The sequence below is a fragment of the Alteromonas sp. BMJM2 genome (genome assembly GCF_027257845.1).
Lineage (GTDB): Bacteria > Pseudomonadota > Gammaproteobacteria > Enterobacterales > Alteromonadaceae > Alteromonas.
In genome coordinates, this window is sequence record NZ_JAPVOT010000003.1 from 314,883 (window position 1) to 335,968 (window position 21,086).

Consider the following 21,086-nt stretch of genomic DNA (forward strand, 5'->3'; position numbering starts at 1 on the left):
CCTAGTTCGACACGGTTAAAGTACCGTGTCGCCTTTAAGTCCAATTGAAAATTGCTCGAGATAACCGTTTGGCTTTGTTCCGTCAAACGTTACATTGTCGATAAATTCAGTTTGCGGCGGTTTAAAACCAGTCTCAGAAGCAAAGTCGGGGAAGTCTGACGCTTTGGCTAGTCCATCCTTGATAAGTGCTTGTGCAGCCTTGGTGTAAATATCAGGGCGATAGACATTTTTGGCAGTGTCTAAATACCAATTGTCAGATTTAGGCTCAGAAATTTGGCCCCAACGACGCATTTGTGTGAGGTACCAAATAGCATCGCTGTAGTAGGGGTAGGTGGCGTTGTGACGGAAAAATACGTTGAAGTCAGGTATATCGCGCTTATCGCCTTTTTCGTATTCGAAAGTGCCAGTCATACTGTTGGCAATAACCTCTTCATCGGCGCCTACATAGCTGCTTTTCGCGAGCATTTTTACGGCTTCAGGACGGTTGGCATTATTGTTGGCATCAAGCCACATAGCAGCACGAATCATCGCTTTTACCACACGAATGTGCGTGTTTGGGTTTTCTTCAGCCCACTGACTGCTCACACCGAATACTTTTTCTGGGTTGTTTTTCCAAATTTCATAATCGGTGATCACCGGTACACCAATGTCTTTAAATACCGCCTGCTGGTTCCAAGGTTCACCTACGCAGTAACCGTTAATGGTGCCAGCTTCCATTGTGGCAGGCATTTGAGGTGGTGGCGTTACAGATAGCAATGCTTGGGCATCGATTTGACCTGAGGTATCCCCTTTGTGCGGTGCGTAATACCCTGGATGAACGCCCCCTGCGGCTAGCCAATAGCGAAGTTCATAGTTATGCGTAGAAACCGGAAACACCATGCCCATTTTAAATGGTTTACCCGCTTCTTTATAATTGTCTACAACAGGTTTTAGATAATCAGCTTTGATAGGGTGAACAGGCTTCCCATCTTCATGAGGAATAGCCTTTTTCATCTCGGCCCATACATCGTTTGACACAGTAATGCCGTTGCCGTTTAAGTCCATGCTAAATGCAGTAACAATATGCGACTGCGTACCATAACCAATGGTGGCACCTAGTGGTTGCCCGGCTAACATATGCGCACCATCAAGCTGTCCGTCTATCACTCTGTCTAGCAGAACCTTCCAGTTTGCTTGCGCTTCCAATGTGACATACAGGCCTTCGTCTTCGAAGTATCCTTTCTCGTACGCTACTGCCAGTGGCGCCATATCGGTTAGCTTAATAAATCCAAATTTAAGTTCTTCTTTTTCTGGCCATCCAAGTTCTTGCGCGCTGACTGCAGTAACAGAGGTCAACAGCGATACTGAAAATAATGCAGCGACTAGAGAGAGTGAGCCAGCTGGGTTTCTACGTTTCTTATTTGCAATGATTGATAACATTTACTTTCCTTTAGCCAAAAAAAAACCCACCCGCTATGGATAACCGTGTTATCAATAGCGGGTAGGCTTCGTTGCCGAATGTTTTGTTACTATGACGAAGTAGCAAAACACTAAATTTTGTTTGAAAGCTCGTTTTAATAAAAACACGTACTGTGGTTGAGCTTTCTGTGTATGACAAAGGTGAATCAAACACCCTCAACAACACGACTTACCTTATACTATTCACGTTTAGTGCCAAAAAAATAAAGCTCTATTTTTCATACCCTTAGCTTAATAACTTCTTTTTACACTTGTTGATATGACTGAATGTAGTGCATTTGCTGCACAATAATCATACATTACTATTGTATTCTCAACGCCAGGTGATGGGGCTTCGAGCTAACAATACCTCTACTACTTTACTGCGCTCTCGTTCATTAACTCTGCCGACACATATTGTCGCGCCGTTACCACCTCACCAATAATTACCAGTGCAGGACCCGCAACTACCGCATCAAGAACTCGTTGATAAATAGTGGCTATTGTACCGGTGACCACTTGCTGCTCAGGGCAACACGCATTTTCTATTACAGCGACAGGCATTGCACTATCTATACCTTCGTTGATAAGCTTTTCAGATAGCTGCTGCAACCGCTTAAGCCCCATGTAAATAACGGTTGTTTCATGTTTTGCACTGCTGGCAATAGCGGCCCAATCGGCCTGTTTTTCTGGGTTTTGAAATTGCGCGGTCATAAATTTTACCGACTGAGCAAATCGTCTATCGGTAAGGGGAATACCCGTATAGGCAGAGGCGCCAGAGGCCGCCGTAATGCCAGGCACAATGGCAAACTTGATACCCGCATTGTGAAGCGCTGTTGTTTCTTCACTCGTACGCGCAAAAATGGCAGGGTCGCCGCCTTTAAGTCGCACTACTCGCTTGCCTTCAAGGCCAAGTTCAACCAATCGCTGGCAAATCATAGCTTGCGGCATGCTGTGTTTACCGCACCGCTTACCCACAAACTCTTTACTGATATGCCGCGGTATACAGTCTAATACTGACTGGCTAACCAACCAATCAAACAATACCACATCGGCAGTTTGTAAAAGGCGGTGCGCTTTAAGGGTTAAAAGCTCGGCGTCACCGGGTCCGGCACCAACGATAAACACCTCGCCCTCGGCCATATTTTTTCTACCATTTCGCGTACTAGGTGGCGTAGTCGAGTCAATACGTGTATCGCGGTTAACAAACGCGTTTTGAATACGAAATAGGGCGCTATGTAAAGCACCAGAGAAAGCATGTAATCGAGCGTTCATAATAGGGTTTCCTCTGTCACCGACGTTTTTGTCGGAGTGTCATCATTGTTGGATACAGATAACGTGCTGGCTTTGTTGTTAGCAGAAAGTAATGACACCAACTCTGTTTTACATGAACCACAGTTAGTTCCACATTTAAGTTCAGCACCTAAGCCGCTAACACTGTTATTGCCTTGCTCAATGGCTGTAGTAATGGTTTTTTCTCGCACGCTAAAACAACTGCATACAATCTTACCTAACATAAAGGCTTCGTCGGGCTGCTGGTGTAATAAGCTGTTTATTTGTGCCTGAGTAAGCGCATGGTCGCTGTGAAATAAATTTTCTAGCCACTCGGTAGGAATAGATACCGACGTTGTATTGAGCATGATACTCAACACCATTTTTCCTTTCCGTGTGGCGACTAAAGTGCTTTGCTTTTCGCATTGAAAGGTATACCACTGGGTATGCTGTGGCAGCAGCGGCATCATCTTATTTAATAACGGCATTGGAGAGATAATGTCGGCAATTTGGGTATACGCTTTACTGCCTGAGGTGGTATCGAGCCAGTAAAAACATGACGTTTTTATAACATCAACCAAAGCGCTTTCACCAAAAAGGATACCCGTTGTGGCAGCGTTAAACAAAGTAGCGCTGACCGCGCCGTGCTTCAACTCAGGCTGACCTGATAGTGCATCGTTTGCCCCGTTAAGAAGTGCACCCACTTTGCAATGCGACCCCCACGTGGCCGACCAGTGAAAAGGAGCGAACAACTCGCCAACTCGCTGCCTATCATCCAGCTTGGCAGGTAATATTACCTTGATACTGTCACTGCAAGCCGCGTGAAGTTCAACGAGCGAACCTTCGCTAATACCTTTTAGTTTTGCGTCATCTGGATGAATACTTAGCCAGGGCCGATCGATATGTTTAAGTAAACGTGACGCGTTGCCAGTGCGCGTCATGGTGTGCCACTGATCGCGTACCCGCCCTGTATTAAGAATATAAGGGTACTGCGTGCTGGTTTGTTGTTCGGGTTTTTGAGGCGTTATTGCCATAAAACGGGCTTTGCCGTCTTTGGTGTAATACTCACCATTTGAAAATAATCGCTCGCGGCCTATGCGATGTGCCGATTCAAGGGGCCATTGCTGAGGCCGCAACGCGTCATACTCAGCTGCCGTCAAATTGGAAAGCGGGCCTAAATCAAGCGCACGACTACCATTATTATTCGCAGAGGTTAACGCGCAGTGCTCGTTAAAAATTTGCTGCGGATGATGGTAATTAAAGGCATCGTTAAACCCCATGGCACGGGCTACCATACTGATGATTTGCCAGTCGTGTTTTGCCTCGCCAACAGGGGCTAGTAAGCCGCGCTGCCTTGAGATGCGTCGCTCAGAATTAGTAACGGTGCCGTTTTTTTCAGACCATCCTGTAGTGGGCAATACAATATCAGCAAAGCGCAGCGTATCATTTTTAGCCGCAGTCTCAGACACAATCACTAATTCACAATTGAGCAGTGCTTTTTCAACTAGTGCTCTATTTGGCATGCTTGCTACGGGGTTGGTTGCCATTATCCACAAGCATTTAAGCTTGCCATCGGCAGCAGCCTGAAACATATCAACTGCCTTTAAGCCCGGCTTTGTCACTAAATTTGGCGCCTGCCAAAACGAACTTACCGTGTTGTGGTGCTCAGGGTTCTCAATATCCATATGCGCCGCCAGCATAGTAGATAAACCACCGACTTCTCGCCCGCCCATTGCGTTGGGTTGGCCGGTAATTGAAAACGGACCACACCCCTCTCGTCCTATTTTTCCGCTGGCTAAGTGGCAGTTGATAATCGCGTTTCCTTTATCTACACCAGTAGTTGACTGATTAATACCCATCGAAAAGAAACTGATGACTCGCGGCAATTTAGCAAACCAACTAAACAGGGTTTTTAAGTGCTTCTGTGGTACATCGCATGCGTCAGAAACCTTTGCCAGCGACCACTGTGACGCAGCATCTAGTGCATCATCAAAGCCTTTTGTAGATGCTTCAATGAATGGCTTATCTAAGGCGTTATTGTCTGCTAAGTAATGTAGCAAACCGCAAAATAAGGCGCTGTCGGAGCCTGGCCGAAGAGCTATATGTAGGTCGGCTAGCGTGTTGCTGTCGGTGCGACGAGGGTCGATGATGACCACCTTCATTGCAGGGTTTCTAAGCTTAGCGCGCTCAATGCGCTGATAAAGTACAGGGTGTGTCCACGCCGCATTACTGCCTATCAAAATCAGTAAGTCAGTATGCTCTAGATCGTCGTAGTTGCAGGGCACAATATCTTCACCAAAGGCGCGCTTATAGGCCACCACCGCCGATGACATACATAGTCTCGAATTTGTGTCGATATTCGCCGTGCCAATAAAGCCTTTCATCAGCTTATTGGCCACGTAGTAATCTTCTGTCAGCAACTGCCCCGATCCATACAACCCAATAGCATCGGGCCCGTGCTGCTCAATAATCTGCCTTAAACGCCCAGCAATCTCGTTGGTTGCCGTGTCCCATGTAGCTACTTGACCAAAAACAAGAGGTTGAGTTAAGCGTTTGTGCTTATCAAGGGTTTCTAATAAGTGGGTACCCTTAATACACAGTCGGCCGTAATTCGCAGGGTGTTCAGGGCTTCCCGTAAGTTGGCTTAACTGCCCTTGCATACCACCACGCTGAATAACATCGACACCACATCCAACGCCACAATATGGACACGTAGTTTGCAGCAACCTGTCGTCTTGGCAAGCGTGGTTGGGTAAAGTAGCTGTTGGTGTTGTAGTCATAATTAATCTAATTCGCTAAAGTGCTATAACGTCGCGATAAAAACACGGTTTTGTTCAACCCGTACTTCATATGATTGTATGCTGACATCATCTCGTTCTAAGCATTGGCCCGTGGCAAGTACGTAATGCTCTTTGTACAGTGGCGATGCCACTACAATATTGCCCTGTAAAGTGCCCACAATACCGCGATACAAAACATTAGCTTGCCCAATCGGGTCCCAATTACTAACACCAAAATATTGGGTATTTCCCTCAATCTGAATTTTAAAAAGAGCTATTTGCTTACCCTCAAGCAGCACGCACACCCCACTATTTGTGACAAGATCGTCGGTATGACACACATCGTTCCACGTTGTTAATACCTCAGCCTGAGCCTGCATAAATTTCTCCTAAATGATGTCTACTGGAATGGCTTGTTGACCTACGTATTTTTCGGCGCTGGTGGCAGGACGAATTTGATCTCTTTCGGTAACAAACTGAATGTTTGAGTCGGTTTCGTCGCTGTTTACAAACTGGCGGAACCGTTTAAGCGCCTCAGGCGATTCAATGGTGGTTTTCCATTCGCACTGATAGCTGTCGGTAATGTGTTGCATTTGAGCCTCAAGGTCGTCACAAATACCAAGCGAATCGTCGATAACCACCGACTTGAGGTAGTCCAACCCACCTTCGAGGTTCTCCATCCACACCGATGTGCGTTGCAGGCGGTCGGCCGTTTTTGTGTAAAACATTAGTACGCGGTCGATGTATTTCACCAGTGTTGCATCATCTAAATCGGTAGCGAATAAGTCGGCATGGCGTGGCTTCATCCCTCCATTACCGCAAACGTAAAGGTTCCAACCGTTTTCCGTTGCTATAATGCCAATGTCCTTTCCTTGAGCCTCCGCGCATTCCCGCGTACAGCCCGACACACCAAATTTTATTTTATGTGGTGCGCGTAGGCCCTTATAGCGGTTTTCCAAGTCGATAGCTTGGCCAACAGAGTCTTGTACACCAAACCTACACCACGTGCTGCCCACACAGGATTTAACCGTACGCAACGACTTCGCATAGGCATGTCCGGTCTCAAAACCACCAGCCACTAGTTTTTGCCAAATTGCAGGGAGCTGCTCTACGCGTGCGCCAAATAAGTCAACGCGCTGACCGCCCGTTATTTTAGTGTAGAGGTTGTATTCTTTTGCAACTTCGCCCAGCAAAATCAGTTTATCTGGGGTAATTTCACCACCCGCTACCCGCGGCACAACAGAGTAAGTACCGTCTTTCTGCATGTTGCCAAGATACGTATCGTTGGTGTCTTGTAGTGGCTGATGAGCCTGGCGAAGGATATAGTCATTCCATACCGACGCAAATATTGAAGCAGCGGCCGGTTTACAAATTTCGCAGCCTAACCCTTTACCGTGCTTTTCAAGCAGTGCATCAAACGTCTCAATATTTTCTACTTGAATAAGATGATAGAGCTCTTGGCGAGTGTGATTGAAATGTTCGCAAATGGCTTTAGATACTTCTACGCCCCGTTTCTCTAGTTCAGCATCGACAACGTTTTTAAGTAATGCCGAACACCCTCCACAGCCTGTACTGGCTTTTGTGCACGATTTTATATCGCCTAAAGAGCAACTACCGCCTTCTATAGCCTCAACAATATCGCCTTTAGATACGTTGTGACATGAACAAATAGTGGCGCTGTCGCCAAGAGCATCGGCCCCTAACAAGGGCTTGTCTCCTGAGGACGGTAATATAAGCGCCTCTGGCGCATCGGGCAGCGCAATGTTGTTTAGCGCATATTGCAACAAGGTATCGTAATCGCTGGTATCGCCGATAAGCACCGCGCCCAATACCTGTGCTTTAGCTTCATCGACAACAAGCTTTTTATACACGCCTGCAGGTTGGTCGTGGTAGGTGTATACCAACGCCCCTGAGGTATTGCCATGAGCATCACCAATAGACCCCACTTCAACGCCCATTAGTTTAAGCTTGGTACTCATGTCCGCACCTGCAAATTCGCCTTCATTGTTGGTCAAACTGGCAACGGCGGCGCGAGCCATGGCGTATCCTGGCGCTACTAACCCGTAAATACGCTTTTCCCACAATGCACATTCACCAATAGCATATATATTAGGATCGGAGGTTTTACATTGATTATCGATAACAATACCGCCGCGTTCACCTACGGCTAATTCAAATTCACGGGCTAGCTGATCACTAGGTCGAATACCGGCGGAAAATAACACCATATCGGTTTCAAGGTGTGAACCATCAGAAAACTTCATTCGGTAGCGGCACTGCTCACCAGCCTCAATAATCTCAGTGGCTTTTTGTGTGTGTACTTGTACGCCGAGCGCTTCAATTTTATCTTTTAGTAGCGAGCCCCCCATTGCATCAAGCTGCACCGCCATTAGTTGAGGTGCAAATTCAACCACATGCGTTTCTAATCCTGCTGATTTAAGCGCATTGGCTGCTTCAAGCCCCAGTAAGCCGCCTCCCACCACTACGCCTATTTTACTTTGTGCGGCAGAGGCACTAATAGACTCAAGATCTTCAATGGTGCGATACACCAAGCAATGCTCTTGCTCGTTGCCGGGGATAGGAGGCACGAAAGGATAAGAGCCTGTCGCTAACACCAGTTTATCGTAGGGGTAGACAGTACCGTCTTTAGTGGTGACGACTTGATGAGTACGATCAATATCCGTTACCCACGCACCGGTAACGGCATTTACTCCCCACTGTTTATATGTTTTTTCGTCGGTAAGCGCTAAATCGGCTGCGGTTTTACCCGTAAAGTAGGACGATAGGTAAACGCGATCGTAAGCTAAACGGCCCTCTCCACTTAACACGGTAATATGGTAGTCAGCTTTGCTGTTTATAAGTTGCTCAACAAAGTGATGGCCAACCATACCATTGCCAATTATCACGATGCGTTGTTGCTGCTGTGAGGAAAGCGTCATCTCGTTCACCTTTATTTTAAGCAAAAAAAAACCCACAACCATTCCTGGTTGTGGGCTTCGTTGCCTGATTAAGTACATTGTTAAATATGTTGCTACTCGATGATACACAGGTACCTAGTCGAGACTATGTAAATAATAATACAAGTATAGTGCCAATGCTTTTCATCGCTATATTACAAAGACTTAGCAAAATAACGTTGGCATAAACCCGTTGATATCGCACCACGAATAAGCAAAGAAGACAGTTTATGGTGCATACCTTTGATACTGAGCGCCGTTTCTCAAACAGGGTTCGGGTTACGTAAAATGAACAACAAGCATAGCAAGGAGTAATACCAGCAATACGCCAGATATGGTTTTCCATGCCCGCACTGGATGCTGCTCCATCAGTGGCAAGCTTTTGCGGTAAGACGGATTAGGATGATTTAAGTCGTACAGAAATTCAGACAAGCTCGGATAGCGTTTCGACGCTTTAGGATGACAAGCCCGTTTCAGCGTTTCATCAATCCACATGGGAACGGCGATGTTTCGTTGTAGCAAGCTGATATAACGCAATTTAAGTAAACCTGCGTAGTTGCTTTTCTTGGCAACGTTACTGTTGTAGGGATACTCGCCACTGAGTAAAAAGTATAGGACCACTGCTAAAGAAAACTGATCTGAGCTTTCATCGGGCCATAGCCCAACAAAGTATTCCGGAGCGGTGAACAATAGATCGCCAGGAATGGCAAGCTGCACATCACTATGCGAAAAATGATAACCCGCTATGCTCGCGGCACCAAAGTCGACCAGTGTGACTTTACCGTTTTCATCAACCATGATGTTATCTGGTTTAATATCTTGATGAAGCACGTCTTTCCGATGCAGCGCCGTTAGGCCGCTAACAATTTGCGTACTCCAGTCTCGAATTTTAGTAAGAGGAACACTACCAATGTCGTTTCGGTATTGGCGTAAACTAATTCCAGGTGTGTACGCCATGGCAATATAAAAGTAATGTCGTGTAAAGGGGCACTTGTAGGTTTTAAGAACATTGTCATGCTGTACGCGTGCGGCAATCCACTCCTCTTTCACCATTTCATCTAAAAAGCTTTCGTTATCGTGCATCGACTTTGCAGGAATTTTTAACACCGCTTGATGATTATGGAGCTTATGCTTAGCAAGAAAAACCAGACTGCGCTCACTGGCATACAACTGCCGCTGTATTATCCAATCGTCTATTACATCAATCGACTTGGGTGTATCTAAAAAAGGAAGAAAGCCATTTGAGGTGTAAGTTGCTTGCTCTTCTTTGGCAATGGACACTACGTCAAGCAGCGCTACCGTGACGTTATCTTCACACTCTGCATTCAATGCTGCTTGCGCTATTTGCTGCGCCCCCAAATCTGAACTAGATGTATTATGTTGATGTATTGCGTACCATGTTTTTGGCGACAAGGTATCCGCTATGCCATCTGTCATTAATACAAACATATCGTTAGGCGCTAGCGTTAGGGTGGCAATATCAACGGTTAAGTTAGGCCGAATACCCAGTGCATTACTTAAATAAGTATTTTTACCCTCGCCGGTTTCTCGATGTTGTCGGGTACAAAGCGTTACTTCACCGCGGTGGACGTGATAAATGCTGCTGTCACCGCAGTGCAGTATTACCGCAGACTGCCCTTTCAAAACAACTGCACTAAATGTACAAACATACCCTTTATCGAGGTTTTCAAAATAAGGGCTTTGTTGATTTTTTATGTAAAGCTCGATGTTTATACTACGTAATACATGTTGTGCCGCCCTCGACAAAGACCACACGTTACTCGTTAACGCGAATTCACGTACAAACGATTCAACAGCAAGGTTGCTTGCATACTGACTCACCTGACTGCTACTTATTCCGTCAGATACAATGGCGATAGCATCAAAATTTGAAGATGGCGAAAAATCGGGCACCACTACACAGTGGTGGTCCTGATTAATCGGTTTGGTGCCTTTGTTCGAAAAGGCACCGTGTCGAAGGGTGATCACGGTTTATACTTTGTCATTCACTTTTGCTGCAAGCACTGTTTTGTTGCTAGCACCGGTAGCGATAATGCGTTTAGGCGCGGTACGCACATGTGTCGAATAAATAGTTAAACCAGTAAACGCTAAGCCTCCCACTAAATTACCGAGTGCGGTAGGAATTTCATTCCAAATAAAGTAATCCATCACTGAGAACTCGCCACCCATAATTAAGCCGAACGGAAACAAAAACATGTTAACCACCGAATGCTCAAACCCCATGAAGAAGAACAGCATGATAGGCATCCACATTGCCAACACTTTACCGCTTACGTGAGTAGATATCATTGCGCCAACAACACCAAGCGATACCATCCAGTTACACAACATGCCGCGAATAAAAATAGAAAACCAGCCAGCAACGCCGTGCTCTGCATACCCTAACGTTCTGGCTTCACCGATACCCGCCACCTTTGCAGCTATAGCACCGCCATCAATGTTATAGCCCATGGTGAAAACAAACGACATCATAAATGCCACGCTCAGCGCGCCTGCAAAATTCCCTAAAAACACTAAGCCCCAATTGCGGAGAATTTGTGGCCATGTTACGCCCGGTCGCTTTGCCAGCCAAGCCAGCGGAGTAAGCACAAAGACACCCGTAAGCAAGTCAAACCCCATGAGATACAACATACAAAAACCTACAGGGAAGAGTATTGCACCAATTAAAAACACCCCTGTTTGAACCGCTATAGTTATTGCAAACACAGCGGCCAACGCCAAAATGGCACCCGCCATAAAAGCGCGAATGAGTGTGTCGCGAGTAGACATGTATATCTTGGATTCGCCTGCATCAACCATCTTGGTTGCAAATTCAGAAGGAAGTAAATACGCCATTTTGGACCACCTAATCTATTGAAATTAATTCTTTAGAAACATTCTTTACCTACATTTCAGGCACAAAAAAGCGCCCGCCCTTATTTCCTAAAAAATAAGTTGCGGACGCCTTTATCCGAATATTGTTCTTAAACAACCTGCATTGTTCACCATAGTGGTAACAATATTAATGCCAATGTTAACGCGCAAACCTTTAAATGAAATTCTTATGTATAACAGATAATTACTCAACGGTAAGAATGAGCTTACTTAATTTAAGCGTCTCTTTTGCACCTATCTCGAGAAAAAGCGCACTAATTTGGAGCATAAGGTAGCGCTATACCTGTGATTGCTTTACTGAACCCGACACTGTTTTTACTTTACGTTGTCAATAGTGGCGCCTAGGTACTGATATAGGGCATTTCGATGTGGAGCCTTAGCAATTTGATTGAAAGGAACAACATTTGCTTATCCTAAGTATCTCTTTTCTGGATACTTCACGATGGGTCATCATAGCGATATCACTAAGCGATTCTTTTTATTAGCCAAGCATCAAGAAATACAGTCACTGCGACACTTGTCATCAAATTGCAAAATAGTGAAAGCGGTAACGGAGATGATTCATCAACTGCAGCGAGAGCGTGGTATGAGCAATGTTTTCTTATGCTCACAAGGTGAGCGTTTTGCAACCCAAAGGTCGCAACAAGAAATGGCTAGCGAGATGAGTGAAGATACACTTCGAAGCTTGCTTAACGCTTTATACCTGTCTAATTCTGATAATGGACTTACCATGCGATTGGTAACTACCATTACATTTGCGCTGCAAGGTATGGACAATCTTAAGGATTTGCGTAGCAAAGTGGCATTACAACAACTGACACCTACCGAATCAACTAATGCATTTTGCCGCCTAATTGCTGCTTTGATTGATGTAATTTTTGAAGCCGCTGACGTTGCTAACGACCCTGCTATCACCCGCCTTCTAGTCGCGTTATTTAACTTTATTCAAGGTAAAGAGTATGCTGGACAAGAGCGTGCTTGTGGGGCAATTGGATTCTCTTCCAGTCATTTCAAGCAATCTTTATGCGATCGAATAACAGCACTGACAGACTCGCAAGATCACTCGTTTGAGACGTTTACTAAATTTGCCGATGCCACTGAACTCTCTATGTGGCAGCAACAATTAGAAAGTGACCACGCCGAACATCTTAATCGACTACGTAAAATGATTTGCGAGCTTGGTGAGAATGACACCTGCACTGCTGAGCTTAGCGAAATTTGGTATGACATCGCCACGTTGCGAATTGACGCGATGCAAGACATAGAAGAACACATTACCGATAGGCTGGTAGAAAAAGCCACACTAAGAATTGCCCAAGCCGAAGAGGAGCTGCGTAACAACGAACTGCTGATTGCCGCTTTAAATAGCAGCCCTTCAATGAGCGATACACCCGTTTCGATGATTTACGATAAAACCGTTAAAGGTCTCTCTATGGCAGGCACTCATAGTGATTCAGGAATTACCTCAACATCACTCTCTGCACACAAGTCGTTTTATGACTTAATTCGCCAGCAAGCGCAGCACATTCAAGATATTGCGAACGAATTAAATGGGGCCAAACAAGCCCTTAATGATCAAAAAGCCATTGATAGAGTAAAGTTGCTATTAATGCAGCAAGGGAAGCTTAGCGAAAGCCAAGCATACAAAAAGCTGCAGTCTGCGGCCATGGACCAAAATATACGAATAGCGGAGTTAGCCCAGCGTATGCTAGACAACCTACGTTAACTTAGTACTCTTCGATGTTAGTTGATACACAACAACTCTCTTTTAATACCGAGTTAGAAGAGTTGGATATCACGCTCTTTTGCAGCATGAAAACACCTGTAATCACCAGATATATCCCGAATGTGCGTTTTAGCATATTGGGATTTCAATTATGCGCGAGTTTCGCACCTAATGGAGCGATAAGCACAGACACAGCGCTAATAGCAACCCAACCTATGGCATTGACGTAGCCTAAGGACCCCAGCGGTAAGCTAGCTTTGTTCCAGTCGATAATAATAAGAAGATATAAAAGCGAGGAAGCAAAAAAATGAATTGAGTCCAGCGGACCCAATTCATCAAGTGGGAGAGTAAATTTTCAATTTAATTTAATTAAATGCAATAAAACGCTCACATTGGATCTAATGTGAGTAGCACTCTTTTTTCGCCTTTTGCAACAGGACATGAACGATGCACGGCTCCTAACGACTCATGCCAAGCCTCACCTTTTAGCATACCTACCTCGAACGCATTCATTGTTTGAATGTCGTTGTGTTTGTAGTACATACCAAAATTCGTTTGCGATACATGCTGCTGACTTTCAGCAAAAGGCGTTGGGCGCAATTGCTCTAGCGGAAGCCACTGAGTTCCAACACCAAGATAGGTGTTAACAAGGCGCACGGGTATATTGTCTCGATGAAAGCTAGGACACATTGCTGAGGTAAGCGGCACTAGCCGAAGACCCACTTCTTTGCAATCGAACAAACATGTAAGCATATCGGTCAGTAAATAAATATCATCGATAACTTCAGCTTTGCCATCGTGCTTAGGCAGCATAATGTCTAGCTGCTGCTTAAGGGTATTAACCTCAAACACACCTTTTAGGCCTAACCCTAACGATGTAAAAACCGCCTCAAAGTAGCGAGTGATAGCATCATTTTTCTCTCGCTCCCAAATGGTGACGCTTTTTGTATCGCAGATAATATCGCCAAGTACGATAGGAGACTGTCCACTGCTCCAAGAGCATGTAGTATTTTCTTTTAGCGCAAGCATGTTAGTGTCCCCAAGATGGAAATGGATCGGGAAGTGTTGACCATTCTGCCCTTCCTTTTAGCAGGTCGCTTTCGCTCAGCAAGCAATCATTCAAACGATTGATAATGTCTTGCTTATTGAGCCCCCGGCCAATGAACACCAGTTCTTGTCGCATATCGCCAAAGGGCTCTTCCCATTGCTGCTGAATAGATTCGAGGTACTCGGGATCATCCGGCCACTCCTCTTTCGGTACCGCTTTCCAGAAAAGGCCGGCCGCTCCATAGCGCGCCATTCCGCCAGCTTGACTCCAGCTGCCCGCCAAATGTGGGCGTGTTGCTAGCCAAAAGAAACCTTTGGAGCGGATAAGCTTTCCCGCTATTTCTTTGCTGTGTATAAAATCATAGAATTTTTGTGGGTAGAAAGGGCGTCTTGCTTGAAATACAAAACTACTGATACCGAACTCTGCAGTTTCAGGGACGTGTTCTCCACGCATTTCTTTGAGCCAGCCAGGCGCTAACTGCGCCTTTTCAAAACTGAATCTGCCCGTCGCCAATACTTTGGCTACTGGCACATTGCCGTTTTTTATGGGGATCTGTTGGGCTTCAGTATTAAGCGTACTCAAAATGCTTTGTAAGCGATTGAGCTCCTGCTCTGATACCAAATCCGTTTTGCTAATCAAGATCACATCTGCAAACTCAATCTGTTCGACCAATAAATCGGCAATGCTGCGATCGTCGTCTTCACCTAAACTTTCACCCACTTCTTGAAGTGATTTCGCTTCGTCATAATCTTTCAGAAAATTTAGCGCATCTACAACAGTCACCATGGTGTCCAGCATTGCAACGTCTGAGAGGCTTTCACCCTCTTCATCAGCAAAGGTGAAGGTTTCTGCTACTGGCAGGGGTTCAGAGATCCCCGTGGACTCAATAACAAGGTAGTCGTACTTATTTTCTGCGGCTAAACGATTAATTTCTTCCAGTAAATCTTCGCGAAGCGTGCAGCATATGCAGCCATTGCTCATTTCAACAAGCTTCTCTTCAGCGCGGTTGAAACTTATTTCATTTTGCACCACTGCTGCATCAATGTTGATTTCGCTCATATCGTTAACAATAACCGCAACTTTTAACCCATCTTTATTATTAAGAATATGGTTTAACACGGTGGTTTTGCCTGCACCTAGAAATCCAGATAGCACCGTTACTGGTAACTTTTTTTGCATCATGCTTTTAGCCTACGTTAGAGCCCAAAGAGTAAATTCTAATAGTGAGTCAGCAGAGAACTTTGCATTGAAACTGCTCATTCGCCACCACCAAATTATGTTATAACATAACAATAAAGATTTATGTTGTAAACGCTATAACCACTTTTAAATGGCAATGATGAATTTGATAGTGAGCGAAAAATACGGAGCTATGAGAAGATGGCGCACCTGGCGCGATTCGAACGCGCGACCTTCGGCTTCGGAGGCCGACACTCTATCCAGCTGAGCTACAGGTGCTAAAAATGACGTTTGTAGAAATTAATGAATGTTAATAAACACATTAGCAAACGCGCCGTAATGATACTTAGGCCATGGGCAGGCATCAACTAGTTTGTTCTTTTCTTTCTATCTAATCGATGTTCGATTGTTAAAAATCCTTACTTTTTATAGGTAATTGGATTCTAATAGTTGTTCAGCCGCCATTTACCGTTATAATCTGGCCAGTTATATTGTAAACAAATTCATCATTGCCTGGAGACAGATGTGAAATTAAAGACTTGGTTAACTGTTGCTGCTACGGCGCTAACTATTTTTGCGGCGCAAGCGCAAGAAATGAGTAACGATGAAATTGCAGATCGTATTAAGCCACTTGGTAAAGTACACGTTGCCGGTGCCGCTGCACAAGGCGATACCGCTGCTGCTGGCGGAGCTAAATCTGGCGAAGATATTTACAACTCTGCGTGTGTAGCGTGTCACAGCGCAGGTGTTCTTGGTGCTCCTAAATTTCAAGTTGCTGCAGATTGGCAACCTCGCCTAGACGACCGCGGCCTTGACGGCGTATGGCAAAATGCAATTAATGGTATCAACGCAATGCCTCCAATGGGTACGTGTGGAAACTGTTCAGAAGACGATATTAAAGCCGCAATCGAATATATGATTGAAGGTATTTAAACACCTAGCTGGTAGTTTAAGCTATTTGAAAAATTAGCGTTTGATTCGTGGATAGGGTAAGTTAAACCGCTTAATCAACTGTTAATTTTACACTGGCGATCGGAATGTCATCGAATTCGACTCAATCTGAGCTGTCTGAAGAAGAACTGCGGGAGCTTATCCCGCAACTTCAACAGCTTACAGATAAGTATAGGCGCGCTGAACGTGTTCAGAAAGCCCTTTTTGATATTTCAGAACTCGCCAGTTCTGTAAGTAACCTCAACCACCTCTACACCTCCATTCATGAAATCATTGGTGATTTTATGAATGCCGATAACTTCTACGTCGCTTTTTACGACCCTGAAAGCAATATTGTCGATTTTTCTTATTTCGTTGATGAATTTGACGAACAGACAGTGCGACAGTTGCCCGCCGAATCACTTATGGACGGCATGACTGGGTACATTCTTAAATCAGGCAATTATCTTTTTTACCAGCGAGACCAAGATCACAAGTTTGCTGACGAGCTAGGTTTTAAATTGGTTGGCTCCCCGCCCTCTGAGTTACTTGGCGTTCCGTTAAAGCGCGGTAGCCAAGTTATTGGCGCAATGGTTGTTCAGACTTACGATGAAGGTGTGCACTATACGCAAGAAGACTTAGAGGTTTTGCTGTTCGTATCACAGCACATTGTTACCACAGTAGACCGAGTAAAAAACCGAGAGCTTACCGAACGCACTATACGCGATAGAACGCGCCAGCTACGAAGAACTAACGATGACTTACAAGAAGAAATTCTTGAACGCCAAAAAGTAGAATCGTTACAACAAGCATTGTTTGAAATTTCTGAACTCGCCGCCAATCTTGAAGGCGACATGAGTGTATTTTACTCAAGCTTGCATGAAATCCTCGCTAGGCTGATAAGCGCACCAAACTGCTATATTGCGATTGTGAATAAAGAGCAAAACATGCTCGAGTTCCCGTATTTCAGTGACATTAACCAGGCAAGCATTGACCCTAGACCTCTCAGTTTTGGCTTAACAGAGTTCGTGCTTCGCACCGGACAGGCAGAGTTAATAAACCCGCCCCGTGTACTGCAACTTGCTGAGAGCGGCGAACTTGATGTGACCGTTGCGCAAAAGATGCTGAAAAGTGCGAATTCATGGTTGGGCTCTCCACTTGTTGTCGATGGCGATATAGTCGGTGTAATCGCCGTTCAAACGTACGGAAAACATGCGAAATACACCGCTCGTGATCAAGAGCTTTTACGCTTTGTCTCTCACCATATTGCCGTGGCTATGGAACGCAAAAGCAATACAGAAGCCATTCAACAATACAATATGCAACTTGAAGAACGAGTAAAGGAGCGTACCGCAGAACTCAATCGCGCAAACTCTTTTTTACAGCAACAGATAGATGAGCGTAAAGAAATTGAACTCAAGCTCATTCACGACGCCCATCACGACTCGCTAACTGACTTGCCAAACCGAGCAATGTTTACCAGTCGTCTGGAGCTCGCAGTGGCAAGCAAACAGCGGTATACCGAAAATATGTTTGCTGTTCTGTTTATTGACCTCGACCGCTTTAAAGTGATTAACGACACTCTCGGCCACCACGCAGGCGATGAATTTTTAATTGAAGTATCTAAGCGCATTGCACTGTGCATTCGCGGCCACGATTTACTGGCTCGATTAGGCGGCGATGAGTTTGTTGTGTTACTCGATAACTTTGATGAAAACGCAGATGTCGAGGAAGTGGCAAGTCGTATCATTGCATCAATATCAGAACCTTTCTTACTTGATGGCCGTGAAATGTATTCGGGCGCCAGTATCGGCATCGCCCTCCTTGAGCCTTACTATAACAGTGCTGATGAAGTTTTGCGCGACGCCGACGCTGCCATGTACCAAGCTAAAACCTTAGGCCGTGGCCGCTATGTCATGTTCGACAAGAGCATGCGGGAACGCCTGATTGAAGAGCTTGAGCTAGAAAACGAATTTAGACGTGCCCTAAGAGATGAAGAGTTTGATTATTTCTTACAACCTGTCATCAATCTCACCGACAACACCACATTGTACCAAGAGATGTACTTACGCTGGTCGCATCCAACGTACGGAAAGATTGCGAGAGAACAATTCCGGCAAGTGGCAGAGCACAGCGGGTTAACTATAGACTTGGATCTCTTTCAGTTAGCTAAAGCATGTGAACTGGTAAAGCGCTTTGAAGATACCGACAACGCGATAGAGCGGATTGCCGTAAACGTTTCAATTAATCATTTGCTTCAGCCTTCAATGGTAAATCAGATGACCGAAGTTATTGCTGATACAGGCATTAAAGCAAGTCGGTTAGTGTTCGAGTTTGACGAGAATGATTTAAATCGTCGCTCGCAGTTTATACTGCCGGCGATTAAAAAGCTAAAACGTGCGGGCGTTACGCTAGTGCTTGATAACTTTGGTAGTGGTTTGGCCTCGCTAAGCTACCTATTTGCCTATCCCTTCGATTTTATTAAAATTGACCATCGCTTTGTAAAATCATTGCCTCGGTCTCAGCGTAACCTCAAGCTTATTCAGTCGGTAATGCTAATTTCAGAACATTTGAAGTTTAATGTAATTGCAGAAGGCGTAGATTCCCCCTCTCAGCTTAGTGCATTAAACGACATAGAATGTGTATACGGCCAAGGTAAAACCCTGCAACGCGCTGTGGTTCTTGATATGAAGAAAGCTACCGACTAAGCGCTACTATACTGTTAAGTGCCAATACGTTAGCAATCTCCGCGAGTGCAGAGCAACTCAACATTGCCTCACTTTTTACCCAAAATGTCTCTTAAGTTTGCAATACCCACCTGCGCTTTTTGTTGACGCTCTTCTTTAGTCGCTTTGGGCTTTTGGTTTTCCCACTGAATGTCATCAGGCGGTAGTTCAAATAAAAAGCGGCTGGGCTCTGGCTGAATTACCTCACCAAACTGTCGTCGCTCTTTCGCTAAACTAAATATTAACTCTCGTTGCGCCCGCGTTATGCCTACGTATGCTAATCGCCGCTCTTCTTCTACGTTGTCTTCATCTACACTGCTTTGATGAGGCAGCAGCCCCTCTTCCATTCCCACAAGAAACACAATAGGAAATTCTAAGCCTTTTGAGGCGTGCAGTGTCATCAGCTGTACCTGGTCGCTTTCCCCATCTTCTTCACCACGCTCCATCATGTCGCGAAGTATTAGACGGTTTACTACCTCAGTAAGTGTCATTGGGGAGTCGAGGTCGTTCCCCTCAAGCATATCGGTAACCCAACCAAAAAGCGTACTGACGTTAGCCATAGCCATTTCAGCAGCTTTTGGGCTTGCGCTCGACTCGTATAGCCACTCTTCATAACCCATTGTACGGATCATGCTTCTTACTGCATCTGCCGTATTGCCGCGCTCTGCATTATCAGATAGCTCTACAACCCACCTAGCAAAACCCGACACCGAATGAAACGCCTTATCGGGCAATACGCTGTTTAGATTGTTATGTGTTGCAGCCTCGAACATAGACACGCCCAAGCTATTTGCGAAATTGCCCAATTTTTCCAGTGTGGCTCGACCGATACCACGTCCAGGCGTATTGATAATACGTAGCAGTGCATTGTCATCGTCTTGATTCACCAGAAGCCTTAAGTAGGCCATGATGTCTTTCACTTCGGTGCGCCCAAAGAACGACATGCCTCCACTTATTTTGTAAGGGATGCGGTTGCTCATTAGGAGCTTTTCAAACAAACGACTCTGGTGGTTACCACGGTATAAAATAGCGTAATCTTTGAACTTAGTTCGGTTCATGAACTTATGAGCTAATAGCTCTGCAATCACCCGCTCAGCTTCGTGTTCTTCGTTTTTGGCTTCAATGACTTTTAACGTTTCACCGTAATGAAGTTCTGAAAACAGGGTTTTATCAAATAAATGGGGGTTGTTCTGAATTAAGATATTCGCGCAATGCAGTATACGCCCTGAAGAGCGATAGTTTTGCTGCAGCTTAATGACGTTTAAACGGGGAAAGTCTTTTTGCAATAAATTCAGGTTTTGTGGCTTGGCACCACGCCATGAATAGATAGATTGGTCGTCATCGCCTACCACAGTAAACCGAGAGCGCTCACCAACAAGTAGCTTCACTAGTTCATACTGACTGGTATTAGTATCTTGATACTCATCAACAAGTAGGTAACGTATTTTGCTTTGCCACTTAGCTCGAACCTGCTCGTTTGTTTTTAACAGCAGCGTAGGCAATAAAATAAGATCGTCAAAATCTAGCGCATTATAGGCTTTTAAATTGTCTTGGTAGCGCCTGTAGGCTTGTGCAAACTCTTGTTCGCCAGTGCTTTGTGCTTGTTTTAATAACGCATCGGGAAGTACTAAGTCGTTTTTCCAATTCGAAATACAGCTTTGCAGTAGCTTCAACTGGTCTTTGTCGCCGTCTAAGGTATCGGCGGTAAGATCGGTAAGAAGAGACAGAGAGTCTTTGTCATCAAACAGGGAAAAGCCCGGCTTGAGCCCTAAGTCTTTCACGTGGGATTTAATAATGTTTAGGCCCAGTGTGTGAAATGTTGAAACCTTAAGCCCTCGCGCCTCTGGCTTGCCTAAGGTTTGCGCCACTCGCTCTTTCATTTCTCTAGCCGCTTTGTTGGTAAAAGTTACCGCAGCGATATAGCGAGCGGGCATGTCACAGTTTCGAACTAAATGAGCAATTTTGTTGGTGATTACGCGAGTTTTACCACTGCCTGCACCGGCTAACACTAAGCATGGACCCGATACGAAGGTAACGGCAGACTCTTGAGCTTCATTTAGTTTCATTTTGTTCCTAAAACAGGGTTAACAGGCAGTACCAGCATTGTTCACAGTTTTGATTGCATGTCGTGTCGAT

13 protein-coding genes, 1 tRNA gene and 2 pseudogenes are annotated in these 21,086 nt (G+C 45.1%); 3 read left to right on the top strand and 13 right to left on the bottom strand.

Translation table 11 applies throughout. The annotated features are described in order from the left end of the window. Positions 1 to 15 precede the first annotated feature (15 nt). The 9 genes and pseudogenes from O9X84_RS05845 to O9X84_RS05875 all read right to left on the bottom strand — a co-directional run bounded on the left by O9X84_RS05845 (position 16) and on the right by O9X84_RS05875 (position 11,302). Entirely contained in the window at positions 16 to 1,419 is a 1,404-nt protein-coding gene (locus O9X84_RS05845; protein ID WP_269518695.1) for a CmpA/NrtA family ABC transporter substrate-binding protein, read from the bottom strand. A 393-nt stretch (positions 1,420 to 1,812) separates the two neighbouring features. Next, the gene (gene cobA / locus O9X84_RS05850; protein WP_269518696.1) at positions 1,813 to 2,712 is read right to left on the bottom strand and encodes a uroporphyrinogen-III C-methyltransferase; all 900 of its coding nucleotides are present in this window, start codon (positions 2,710 to 2,712) and stop codon (positions 1,813 to 1,815) included. Then, on the bottom strand, positions 2,709 to 3,197 hold the full coding sequence (locus tag O9X84_RS19625; protein WP_442864512.1) for a (2Fe-2S)-binding protein: 489 nt from the start codon (positions 3,195 to 3,197) through the stop codon (positions 2,709 to 2,711). Before O9X84_RS19625 ends, cobA begins: the two co-directional genes overlap by 4 nt. A 168-nt stretch (positions 3,198 to 3,365) precedes the next feature. Further along, positions 3,366 to 4,004: pseudogene (locus tag O9X84_RS19630) on the bottom strand (molybdopterin oxidoreductase family protein); the annotation flags it as partial. Positions 4,005 to 4,007: 3 nt separating this feature from the next. After that, a pseudogene (locus O9X84_RS19635) lies at positions 4,008 to 5,489 on the bottom strand (molybdopterin-dependent oxidoreductase); the annotation flags it as partial. Between the two features lie 23 nt (positions 5,490 to 5,512). Then, positions 5,513 to 5,869, bottom strand: coding sequence for a nitrite reductase small subunit NirD (gene nirD, locus O9X84_RS05860; RefSeq protein WP_269518698.1), 357 nt, complete (start codon positions 5,867 to 5,869; stop codon positions 5,513 to 5,515). Positions 5,870 to 5,878: 9 nt separating this feature from the next. Continuing rightward, on the bottom strand, positions 5,879 to 8,428 hold the full coding sequence (nirB, locus tag O9X84_RS05865) for a nitrite reductase large subunit NirB (RefSeq protein WP_269518699.1): 2,550 nt from the start codon (positions 8,426 to 8,428) through the stop codon (positions 5,879 to 5,881). Between the two features lie 297 nt (positions 8,429 to 8,725). Further along, the gene (locus O9X84_RS05870) at positions 8,726 to 10,435 is read right to left on the bottom strand and encodes a bifunctional protein-serine/threonine kinase/phosphatase (protein WP_269518700.1); all 1,710 of its coding nucleotides are present in this window, start codon (positions 10,433 to 10,435) and stop codon (positions 8,726 to 8,728) included. A 3-nt stretch (positions 10,436 to 10,438) separates the two neighbouring features. Then, positions 10,439 to 11,302, bottom strand: coding sequence for a formate/nitrite transporter family protein (locus O9X84_RS05875; protein ID WP_269518701.1), 864 nt, complete (start codon positions 11,300 to 11,302; stop codon positions 10,439 to 10,441). Positions 11,303 to 11,729: 427 nt separating this feature from the next. Here O9X84_RS05875 and O9X84_RS05880 point away from each other — a divergent pair, with 427 nt between their 5' ends. Beyond that, the gene (locus O9X84_RS05880; protein ID WP_269518702.1) at positions 11,730 to 13,067 is read left to right on the top strand and encodes a nitrate regulatory protein; all 1,338 of its coding nucleotides are present in this window, start codon (positions 11,730 to 11,732) and stop codon (positions 13,065 to 13,067) included. Between the two features lie 387 nt (positions 13,068 to 13,454). On the opposite strand, the gene O9X84_RS05885 is transcribed toward O9X84_RS05880, so the two are convergent. The 3 genes from O9X84_RS05885 to O9X84_RS05895 all read right to left on the bottom strand — a co-directional run bounded on the left by O9X84_RS05885 (position 13,455) and on the right by O9X84_RS05895 (position 15,573). Continuing rightward, positions 13,455 to 14,096, bottom strand: a complete 642-nt coding sequence (locus O9X84_RS05885) for a DUF1826 domain-containing protein (RefSeq protein WP_269518703.1) — start codon at positions 14,094 to 14,096, stop codon at positions 13,455 to 13,457. 1 nt (position 14,097) lies between these two features. Next, entirely contained in the window at positions 14,098 to 15,294 is a 1,197-nt protein-coding gene (zigA, locus tag O9X84_RS05890; protein ID WP_442864513.1) for a zinc metallochaperone GTPase ZigA, read from the bottom strand. Positions 15,295 to 15,496: 202 nt separating this feature from the next. Next, a tRNA-Arg gene (locus O9X84_RS05895) sits at positions 15,497 to 15,573 on the bottom strand. 246 nt (positions 15,574 to 15,819) lie between these two features. On the opposite strand from O9X84_RS05895, the gene O9X84_RS05900 reads away from it, so the two are divergent. Both O9X84_RS05900 and O9X84_RS05905 read left to right on the top strand, forming a co-directional pair. After that, positions 15,820 to 16,227, top strand: coding sequence for a c-type cytochrome (locus tag O9X84_RS05900; protein WP_032094734.1), 408 nt, complete (start codon positions 15,820 to 15,822; stop codon positions 16,225 to 16,227). 104 nt (positions 16,228 to 16,331) lie between these two features. Continuing rightward, the gene (locus O9X84_RS05905) at positions 16,332 to 18,932 is read left to right on the top strand and encodes a sensor domain-containing phosphodiesterase (protein ID WP_269518706.1); all 2,601 of its coding nucleotides are present in this window, start codon (positions 16,332 to 16,334) and stop codon (positions 18,930 to 18,932) included. A 68-nt stretch (positions 18,933 to 19,000) separates the two neighbouring features. On the opposite strand, the gene rep is transcribed toward O9X84_RS05905, so the two are convergent. Continuing rightward, positions 19,001 to 21,016, bottom strand: coding sequence for a DNA helicase Rep (gene rep, locus O9X84_RS05910; RefSeq protein WP_269518707.1), 2,016 nt, complete (start codon positions 21,014 to 21,016; stop codon positions 19,001 to 19,003). Positions 21,017 to 21,086 lie beyond the last annotated feature (70 nt).

Bases quoted from the DNA above. Each gene is read 5' to 3' on its own strand.
- O9X84_RS05845 (WP_269518695.1), bottom strand. From the start codon at position 1,419: ATGTTATCAATCATTGCAAATAAGAAACGTAGAAACCCAGCTGGCTCA.
- cobA (WP_269518696.1), bottom strand. From the start codon at position 2,712: ATGAACGCTCGATTACATGCTTTCTCTGGTGCTTTACATAGCGCCCTA.
- O9X84_RS19625 (WP_442864512.1), bottom strand. From the start codon at position 3,197: ATGCCGTTATTAAATAAGATGATGCCGCTGCTGCCACAGCATACCCAG.
- nirD (WP_269518698.1), bottom strand. From the start codon at position 5,869: ATGCAGGCTCAGGCTGAGGTATTAACAACGTGGAACGATGTGTGTCAT.
- nirB (WP_269518699.1), bottom strand. From the start codon at position 8,428: ATGACGCTTTCCTCACAGCAGCAACAACGCATCGTGATAATTGGCAAT.
- O9X84_RS05875 (WP_269518701.1), bottom strand. From the start codon at position 11,302: ATGGCGTATTTACTTCCTTCTGAATTTGCAACCAAGATGGTTGATGCA.
- O9X84_RS05885 (WP_269518703.1), bottom strand. From the start codon at position 14,096: ATGCTTGCGCTAAAAGAAAATACTACATGCTCTTGGAGCAGTGGACAG.
- zigA (WP_442864513.1), bottom strand. From the start codon at position 15,294: ATGCAAAAAAAGTTACCAGTAACGGTGCTATCTGGATTTCTAGGTGCA.
- O9X84_RS05905 (WP_269518706.1), top strand. From the start codon at position 16,332: ATGTCATCGAATTCGACTCAATCTGAGCTGTCTGAAGAAGAACTGCGG.
- rep (WP_269518707.1), bottom strand. From the start codon at position 21,016: ATGAAACTAAATGAAGCTCAAGAGTCTGCCGTTACCTTCGTATCGGGT.